9 protein-coding genes are annotated in these 9,018 nt (G+C 69.7%); all 9 read left to right on the top strand.

The features are described 5' to 3' along the window. Positions 1 to 108: 108 nt before the first annotated feature. The 9 genes from NBW84_RS11330 to zapE all read left to right on the top strand — a co-directional run bounded on the left by NBW84_RS11330 (position 109) and on the right by zapE (position 8,864). The gene (locus NBW84_RS11330; RefSeq protein ID WP_250284358.1) at positions 109 to 456 is read left to right on the top strand and encodes a hypothetical protein; all 348 of its coding nucleotides are present in this window, start codon (positions 109 to 111) and stop codon (positions 454 to 456) included. Positions 457 to 1,678: 1,222 nt separating this feature from the next. After that, positions 1,679 to 3,031: an ATPase, T2SS/T4P/T4SS family gene (locus tag NBW84_RS11325; protein ID WP_250284369.1), complete on the top strand. Its 1,353-nt coding sequence runs from the start codon at positions 1,679 to 1,681 to the stop codon at positions 3,029 to 3,031. After that, a complete protein-coding gene (locus NBW84_RS11320) occupies positions 3,031 to 3,912 on the top strand; it encodes a type II secretion system F family protein (protein WP_250284355.1) in 882 nt (293 codons plus the stop codon). Before NBW84_RS11325 ends, NBW84_RS11320 begins: the two co-directional genes overlap by 1 nt. After that, positions 3,909 to 4,856: a type II secretion system F family protein gene (locus NBW84_RS11315; protein ID WP_250284353.1), complete on the top strand. Its 948-nt coding sequence runs from the start codon at positions 3,909 to 3,911 to the stop codon at positions 4,854 to 4,856. The genes NBW84_RS11320 and NBW84_RS11315 overlap by 4 nt, the downstream gene beginning before the upstream one ends. Positions 4,857 to 4,966: 110 nt before the next feature. After that, on the top strand, positions 4,967 to 5,236 hold the full coding sequence (locus NBW84_RS11310) for a hypothetical protein (RefSeq protein WP_250284350.1): 270 nt from the start codon (positions 4,967 to 4,969) through the stop codon (positions 5,234 to 5,236). A gap of 235 nt (positions 5,237 to 5,471) precedes the next feature. Continuing rightward, on the top strand, positions 5,472 to 5,870 hold the full coding sequence (locus NBW84_RS11305; protein ID WP_250284348.1) for a TadE/TadG family type IV pilus assembly protein: 399 nt from the start codon (positions 5,472 to 5,474) through the stop codon (positions 5,868 to 5,870). 2 nt (positions 5,871 to 5,872) lie between these two features. After that, positions 5,873 to 6,529: a hypothetical protein gene (locus tag NBW84_RS11300; RefSeq protein WP_445548278.1), complete on the top strand. Its 657-nt coding sequence runs from the start codon at positions 5,873 to 5,875 to the stop codon at positions 6,527 to 6,529. 285 nt (positions 6,530 to 6,814) lie between these two features. Beyond that, a complete protein-coding gene (locus NBW84_RS11295) occupies positions 6,815 to 7,471 on the top strand; it encodes a GNAT family N-acetyltransferase (protein WP_250284346.1) in 657 nt (218 codons plus the stop codon). A gap of 331 nt (positions 7,472 to 7,802) precedes the next feature. Then, positions 7,803 to 8,864: a cell division protein ZapE gene (gene zapE, locus NBW84_RS11290; protein WP_250284344.1), complete on the top strand. Its 1,062-nt coding sequence runs from the start codon at positions 7,803 to 7,805 to the stop codon at positions 8,862 to 8,864. The last annotated feature ends 154 nt before the right edge of the window (positions 8,865 to 9,018 follow it).

Below are 9,018 nucleotides of genomic sequence, written 5' to 3'. Positions count from 1 at the left end.
CGTTCCCCGGGCACAGCGCCCGTGGGCGCGGCATCCGGGGCCTCGGCACATGCGGGCCCGGTGCCCGCGGGGGCGTCGGCCACTCCGGGTAGCTCCTCCGGCGCAGCCATGGGCGCTTCGCCCGCCGCGTTGCCGGGTTCAGTGGCGCTGGCCGGGCTGACCTCGCTGTCCGGTTCCTCCGGCCCCGGTAGCGGCTCCGGCCCCCTCCCGCCGCCCGCCGCGGTGCAGGGCGCCCGCCGGGACAATCTCAAGGAGATCGTCGGGATCGGCCCAGTCGTGGAGGCACGGCTGCACGCGCTCGGCATCGTCAGCTTCCGCCAGCTCGCCGATCTCAACGAGGACGGGGTCAGCTGGCTCGGCAGCGTCCTGGAGGGTTTCGGCGACCGGATCGTCTCGGACGACTGGGTGGGCCAGGCCGGTTCCCTCCACGAACGCCACCACCGCGGCCGGGTCTGACCGCCGGACCAGGTAGCGCGGACCAGGTAGCGCGGACCAGCGTCCGCGGTCGCCCGGGCCGGGCGGATATGCGGTCGTCCAGGGGCAGGGACTGATCGAAATGTTACTGTCCGTCACTGAATGTCCGACCGCCGCCGGGTGTGGCAGGGGCGTCCACGGGCTGTCCGCGGCGTCCTGCGAAGCCATCCCGGGCGCGGCGGGCAGCCGATTCCGGTGCGTCCGCGCCGCCGCTGGCCGGTGGTGGCACCGACCGGCCGGGTGCGCTGGTCATGAATATGGCTACGGGCCGGTTCCGAGTACCGGTCGCTGATATTTCTGATCGGTATCAGAATTGATATCGAATGATTTATGGAAATTCTGACAATCCGTTCCCGTGGACGTTTCTCGGGCCTGGGCCGGGCGGTCCCGTGGGTGCCGCTCCGTGGGCCGGCGGATGATCCTGTTTCTTTCGGGGCGAGCGGGTTCGCATGTCAACCGGTATCGGTCGCGCATACGCCACGGTGGCGGCCCGCTCGTCACGGTTCCGGCAGCCGGCCGCGCGAGCGACGAGCCAGCGTGTTTCCCACCGGTTACGACCGCGTCCCGTGAACGCCGGACGGGCCGCTGCCGCCGCGATGCGCGCGGATATGGCCCGACGCTGGCGCCAGTTCCACCGGGGAGTGGTTGCCGGGATTTTCCGGCCGGGCCGGTGGAGCGTCCTCCCCGGTCCGCGGCCACCTGGCGGCCGGGGGCCGTTCCGGCTGTTTTCCCGAATGTCGCGACAGCGGGCCGGCCATTTTCCCGCCCGGCGCCCGGCCAGCCGGGTGATGGATGCGGAGAGTAACGGATGTTCGCCTGGGCATGTGATCGTTTTCTGCCGCCGTTGGGCTCCCCGTGGCCCGATGTGGGTGGACCGCAACGGCCATGCGAATATTGTCGCCGGGCGTCCACCTCCCTCCAGCCGAAGGCGATGCGATCTTGTTATCGCGCTGCCGGGGCCAGGGGGAGAACGGCCGAAGGTGGTGTGATCTTGCTTTTGCGCCGCCGGTGGGCAGCGGAGTGGTACAAGCCGAAGGTGGTCCGATCGTGATTTTTCGGACGACCGGCGAGCGGAGGGGCACGGTGTCGACTGCTTGATCGGACGCGACCTGATTTCTATGTTTCGTAGTATTTGTCCGGCTGACAACACTCCGAACGCATAACCAGGGGGGATCGGTCTTCCGTGGCGGCACGTGGTGACTGGATGGACGCCGCCTCTCTCATCGAGGGTGAAGTGCGCGAACTCGTCCGGCGCCATTCCCTCGACCCGGTCGAGGAGCCCGTCCGCATACGCCAGCTCGTCGAGGACGTCCTCAGCGAATATGAGGAACGCGCGCTCACCAGCGATCTGCCGCCGATTGTCGACCGCTCCACCACCGCCCGGCTCGTCCACGACGCGGTCGCCGGATTCGGGGCGCTGCAGCGCCACCTCGACGACCCGGCAGTGGAAGAAATCTGGATCAACGAGCCCGGCCGGGTGTTCGTCGCCCGTAACGGGCGCAGCGAGCTGACCACGACGATCCTGACCGCCGACGGCGTCGCGGACCTCGTCGAACGGATGCTGAAGAGCTCCGGGCGGCGGGTGGACCTCTCCACCCCCTTCGTGGACGCCATGCTGCCGGACGGCTCGCGCCTGCACGTGGTCATCCCCGATGTCACCCGGGCCCACTGGTCGGTCAACATCCGCAAGTTCGTCCTGTCCGCGGCCAGCCTGGACGAGCTGGTCGCCCTGTCCACGATCACCGCGCCGGCCGCGGCCTTCCTGGAGGCCGCCGTCGCGTCCGGGCTGAACATCATCGTCGCCGGTGGGACGCAGGCGGGGAAGACGACGATGCTCAACTGCCTGGGCTCGGCGATGCCCGGGCGGGAGCGGGTCATCTCCTGCGAGGAGGTCTTCGAGCTCAAGCTCCGGGCGCCGGACTGGGTCGCCATGCAGACCCGCCAGGCCAACCTGGAGGGCACCGGGGAGATCCGGCTGCGGCGCCTGGTCAAGGAGGCGCTGCGGATGCGCCCGGACCGGATCATTGTCGGCGAGGTCCGGCAGGAGGAAGCCCTCGACCTGCTCATCGCGCTCAACTCGGGCCTGCCCGGCATGTGCAGCCTGCACGCGAACTCGGCCCGCGAGGCGGTCACCAAGCTGTGCACCCTGCCGCTGCTCGCCGGGGAGAACGTCAGCCACGCCTTCGTGGTGCCGACGGTCGCCGCGAGCGTGGATCTCGTCGTCCACCTGGCCAAGGACGCCAGCGGGCGCCGGCGGGTCACCGAGATCGTCGCGCTGCCCGGGCGTACCGAGGGGGACGTCATCGAGATCGCCCAGATCTACCGGACGCACGGCAGCACCCTGGTGCGGGCCGAGGGCTACCCCCCGCATGCCGAACGGTTCGCCCAGGCCGGCTACGACCTGCCCGCGCTGCTCGCCGCGACCGACCGTGACCGTGACCGTGACCGCGCTCGTGATCGTGATCGTGATCGCGGCTATGCCGAGCGGGCCGCGCTGCTCGAGCGGTCCCCGCTGGGCGAACGATCATGGCTCGAGATCCGGGGAGGGGAGGGCTGATGGGTATCTTCCTCGGCCTGCTCTTCGGGCTCGGCCTGTTTCTCGTCGTCACCAGCGGCCGTCCCCGTGTCCGGCGTGACCCCGGCACCGCCAGATGGCGGGTGCGGACCAGGGAACTTCTCGCGCAGGCAGGTATCCCGGGGGTCAGCCCCGACCAGCTCCTCATGATCAGTGTTGGGGCCGGCCTGGTGGTCGGCCTGCTCGTCCTTGCCTTCACCGCCACCTGGTCGCTGGCCGGGGCGTTCTTCGTCTTCGCCGCCCTGCTGCCGCGGGCGATGGTGGTGCGGCGCCGGCGCACCCGCATGCACGACCTGCGCGAACTGTGGCCGGACGTGGTGGACAACCTGGCCAGCGCCGTACGGGCGGGGATGTCCCTGCCGGAGGGGCTCGCGTCGGTGGGGGTGCGCGGCCCGGTCCCGCTGCGCCCCGCGTTCACCCGCTTCGGTGAGGACTACCGGGCGACCGGCTCCTTCTCGGCGAGCCTGGACCGGCTCGCCGACGACCTCGCCGACCCGGTCGCCGACCGGATCATCGAGTCGTTGCGGATGGCGCGGGAGGTCGGCGGCACCGACCTCGGCCGGCTGCTGCGGACGCTGTCGGCCTTCCTGCGGGAGGACGCGCGCACCCGCGCCGAGCTGGAGACCCGGCAGAGCTGGACGGTCAACGCCGCCCGGCTCGCGCTCGCGGCACCGTGGGTCGTCCTGCTGATGCTGGCGACCCGCGGGGAGACCGTGCGCGCCTACGACAGCCCGACCGGCGTCGCCGTGCTCGCGACCGGCGGCGGCGTGTCGGTGCTGGCTTACATGATCATGAAATGGATCGGGCGGCTGCCCGAGGAAGGCCGGGTGCTGGGGAGCAGCCTCTCGGGGAGCCCGCGGTGAGCCCGGCGGCGACCGGCGCCCTGATCGGCCTGCTCACCGGGCTCGGGCTGCTCATCATCATCCGCCGGTCGCCGGTTGTCCGGCGGATCCGGCTGGCCGACCGGATGGATCCCTACCTGCGCGACGCCCCGGCGCAGTCCCGGCTGCTCGCCGACCGTCCGCGGAGCACGATGTCGTCCCGTAGCGGTCTGGAGGAGCTGCTGCGGCCTTTCGTGCGGGACGCGGCCCGGCGGCTCGACCGTTTCCTCGGTGGGCGCGCCGCCCTGACCCGGCGGCTGACCCAGGCTGGCGGACGGACGTCCATCGAGGAGTTCCGGGTCCAACAGGTGATCTGTTCCGTGGCCGGCGCGCTTGTCGGCGCGTTCCTGCTGCTCGTGCGGGCGCTCACCGGCGTCGGGCCGCCGCCGATCGTCGGCGTCGCCATGGTCGTCGCGGGGGTCGCGGGCGGGATCGTCGCCCGGGACTGGTGGCTGACGCGCGCGATCCGGGAACGCGAGGAACGGATACTGATCGAGTTCCCGACCGTGGCCGAGCTGCTCGCGCTCGCGGTGACCGCGGGGGAGAGCCCGATCGGCGCGCTGGAGCGGGTCAGCCGGCTCTCCCACGGGGAGCTCGGCCGTGAGCTGCGGCTGGCTCTCGCGGACGCCCGCGCCGGGGCCACCCTCGTCCAGGCACTCGAGGGCATGGCCACCCGGACGACGGTGCCGTCGCTGGCCCGGTTCGTCGACGGCATGGCCGTGGCCATCGAACGCGGCACACCGCTGGCGGAGGTGCTGCGGGCGCAGGCGGTGGACGTCCGGGAGGCGGGCAAACGCCAGCTGCTGGAGGCCGGCGGCCGCAAGGAGATCGCAATGATGGTGCCGGTGGTGTTCTTCGTCCTGCCGACCACTGTGATCTTCGCTTTCTATCCGGCGCTGGTCAGTCTTTCCTTCAACGCCCAGTGATGACGGCCGGTGATTTTCTGGAGATTTTCTCGCTGTCCGCCGAGCAGAGGCGTATCCGAAGTGCCCGAAGGGCTCGAAGAGCCCGGAAGAATGCGAAGGAGCTGTTGGCCGTGCGTGTGTTCGCGATGTTCGTGAGCCGCTGGGTGCTGGAGCGGGAGAGGCTGTCCCGGGCCGGGAGAGACCTGCTCGTGGCAGGGGCCGGGCAGGCCGGCGGCGACCGCCGTGACCGCCGTGACCGCCGTGACCGCGGGGACGTGCCCGGCTGGGTCATGGTCACCGTCATGACAGCAGCCCTGGTCGTCGCCCTGATGGCGGTCGCCGTGCCCCAGCTGCGCGATGTCTTCACCAATGCGATCGACTCCGTGGTCGGCAACGGCTGACCGCGCCGGGCCTCCCGCGCGAAGGCTCAAGATCGCCACCCTGTTCCCGGTGCGGGACCGCCTGTTCTCCCCGCTGTTCTCCTCGCGGGAGCATCGACCCGTTCCGGCGTGCCCGGCAGCGAGCGGGCGCGGGTTCGGGGGTTTCCCCGCGCGGCTGCGCGCCCGGGCGGCAGCGCCACGGCCGGCGTCCGAGCGCGCCTTGACGTCCGAGCGCGCCTTGACGTCCGAGCGCGCCTTGACCTCCGAGCGAGGCTCAGCGTCCGAGCGCGGTTCGGCGGTCGTCGAGTTCGTGCTGGTCGGGACGTTGCTGCTCTTCCTGTTCCTGGGGGTCGTCCAGGTCGGCGTGGTGCTGCACATCCGTAACACCCTGGCCGCGGACGCCGCCGAGGGCGCCCGGCACGCGGCGAACCTGAACATGCCCGAGGACTCCGGCGGCCCCTACGCGGAGCGGCTGATCGCGTCGTCCATCCCCGGGCGTGCCGACACCCGCTGCACCAGCGCCGCCACGACCGGCGCGTCCGGCGTGCCCCTGGTCGAGGTGCGCTGCCGGGTCGCCGTACCGCTGACGGTCCTGCCAGGAGGCGCGAAGACGACGATCACGGTCGTCGGCCACGCGGTCAAGGAGACCCCGTGAACATGCCCCCACGACACCAGCTCCGCCCGGGCCCCGACCCTGATCAGACGGACCCTGATCAGACGCGGGAGCGGGCGCCAGGTCGGGCTCGGCGACGCCTGCCGCGCCCGCACCGCGAGTGGCACCTACATCGCGCATGGCGCCGGTTCCGTGAGTGGGGCCGGCGAGGCGACCAGCGTCGGCCGCGCCCGCTCGACGACAGCGGCACCGCTCTGATCGAGTTCGTCGGCCTGTCGGTCCTGCTGCTCATCCCGTTCGTCTATTTCTTCCTCAGCGTGTTCGCCGTCCAGCGGGCCGCGTTCGCGGTGACCCAGGCCGCCCGGGCCGCCGGCCGGGCGTACGCCACCGCCGACAGCGAGGAGCAGGCCCTCACGCGCGCCCGGGTCGCCGCCGAGACGGCCTTCGCCGACCAGGGCCTCGACGGCGCCCCCGAGCTGCATTTCGCGCCCGAGGGAGCGGACTGCGGCGCCGGCAACCCCGGCGACGGCGCCGCGTCCCTGGCCCCCGGCTCCCGCTTCACCGTGTGCGTCCGCTCCGTCGCGGCGTTACCCGGAACAGCCCGGCTGTTCACCGGCCTCGCCGACATCACAGTCAACGGAAAATTCATAGTCGTAGTGGACGCCTACCGCCGCGACCGCACCCAGGCCCCCGCGGCATAAGGAGATTCTGGCCATCCGCTGAATTCCCGGAATCACGTGCTTTCATGCAGGCCTGGTCGACGTCGCCAGCATCCCGCTCGGCGGGTGACCCAGGATGTGAATCCAGCGCTGCCCTGACAGCAGTGGAGCCGCATCCTTCGGAGGCTGCCCGGGCAGAGGTTTGCAGGGCTGTGTCTTGGTGGCGTCTCCTGTTCGTGCGTCGGTTGTGCGGCCGGCCGGTTATAGTGCTGACGCGGCTGTTTATGGCACGATGACGGAGGGCATGATCGTACTGGACGTGTCGGGATGGTTTCCCGCTCATCGATCTCCCGCATACACGTTGTAGGTGGAGCTGGACGGGATGATCAGCACATCTCCTCCGGCGCGGTGGATGGCCACAGTTGCCCGCATCCGTGTGTTTTCTGCCGGTGGCGACGCGTGAACATCCCCACGTTGACGACGGGGCGGTTGGTGCTTCGGCCGATCTGTCGTGAAGATCTTGACGCGTCCACCGCCATCTGGTCCGACGCCGAGTTCGGGCGGTATGTCGGTAATCATGATCGGCACAGTATGTGGCACAACCTGGCGGCCAACATCGGCGCGTGGGAGCTGGAAGGGGCCGGCTCGTGGTCGGTGGTGGAGCGGGCCGCCGGCGCGCTGGTGGGCCGGGCGGGGCTGTGGTACGAGCCGGGATGGCCCGGGATCGAGCTGGTGTGGTTCATCGGCCGGCCCTGGTGGGGGCGCGGGTACGCGCCCGAGGCGGCACGCGCGTCCGGGACCTGGGCGTTCGCGAACCACGGTGTGAACCGGCTGGTGGCCATCCCGCACCGGGACAACCAGCAGTCCATCCGCGTCGCCGAGAAACTGGGCATGACGTTCGAGCGCTATGAAACTCTGCACGAGACCGACAGCGCCATCTACACGATCACCCGAGCCGAATGGGAAGCCCGCACCGGTGGCTGATCGCTGGGAGGTTTTTTCAGGACCCCTCTGGCCAGGATTGATGATGGTACTCCGACTCGCGGCGGTCTCATGGTTCTGATAATTGAAACAGGAGTTCTGAGCAAACCGCTGTACTGTTCCGGGAATATGGGTGGCCGGGCAGGTCCTGATCCGGTGGGACAGCACGACCGGGGCTGGGCCTGTCAGGAGACGATCAGGTTGCTGTCGCCGAACTCGACCGACACAACCTCGAGCAGGATGTTCTCCCCGAGCTCGGTCCAGGCCGCGTCGATCGGGGAACAGCGCAACCGGTGTGCTCGTGGCCGGTGAACGCGCGGACGTGGAGCGGTTCGTGAAGCGTTTGGAGGATGCCGCTGGGCGATCCGGGTTCGAGCTGGACGCGGCACAGGTGCGGGTCGCCGGCCGGCTTGCCCAGCTCGGCGCCGAGGTGTCGCGGTGGCGGGGCCCGTTCGGTCGGCAGCCGCGCGGGGTCTACCTCTGGGGGCCGGTCGGCCGGGGCAAGAGCTGGCTGATGAACGTGTTCTACGAGAGCGTGCCGACGGACAAGAAGCACCGGGTGCATTTCCACGAATTCTTCCGCCAGTTCCATTCGGCCTTTTCCCGGCATCGGCAGAAACGCCGGGCGGTGGACTTCGCGGTCGAGGAGCTCCTCGCCGGCTGCCGTCTGCTGTGTTTCGACGAGTTTCACGTCCATGACGCCGGCGATGCCATGTTGGTCAGCCGGCTGTTCACGTCGCTGTTCGAGAAGAAGATCACTCTGCTGGCCACGTCCAACTATCCGCCGGATGGTCTGCTGCCAAGTCCGATCTATCATCATCTCTTCGTTCCCATGATCGAGAAGATCGGACAGACGATGGACGTGGTCGAGCTTGCCGGTTCACGGGACTACCGCGGCCGGTCCTGGTCGGGTGAGCCCCGGTCGCGGTTCGAGACCGGTGTCTACATGTGGCCTGGCACGGACGCCCAGCTCCATGACGCCGGCCTGACGGCCCCGGCCGAGGCGGAAACCACCGCACTCGACGTGGGCGACCGGCGGATCCGGGCCTTGGCGGCCCGCGGCGACCTCGTCTGGTTCGATTTCTTCGATCTGTGCGACACGGCCAGGTCCGCGACGGACTATCTGATTCTCACCGGCCGCTTCACGACCTGGGTGATTTCCAGGTTGCCGCGTCTCGCGGAGGTCGGCCGGGACGCCCGGCAACGATTCGCCAATCTTGTCGACATTCTCTGCGACGAGGACGTGCGGCTGTTCCTCGTCGCGTCCGCGCCGCTGGTGGATGTGCTCCACGGCGATGATCTGCCGCCCGACATCGGGCGGATCGCCAGCCGACTCTCCCTGCTGTCCGTGGTCTCGCCGCGCCCTTGTCATGGCCAGGAATGTCGCATTCATTAATACGCTATCACTTGGATCGAATGGGTGGCCCGCGCCGCTGGATAATTTTGTTAAAATATATCGTGGGTGCCGACTTCCAGCCAGACGATGTGTGGTTCATCGGTCTTTTTGGACGGTCCGTAGGCAAACGTCGCGCGACCGTCGGGTGCCCACG

This window comes from Protofrankia sp. CiP1_Cm_nod2 (assembly GCF_920664355.1).
Lineage (GTDB): Bacteria > Actinomycetota > Actinomycetes > Frankiales > Frankiaceae > Protofrankia.
Note: the sequence above shows the minus strand (reverse complement) of the source record. Positions and strands in the feature narration are given on the sequence as shown.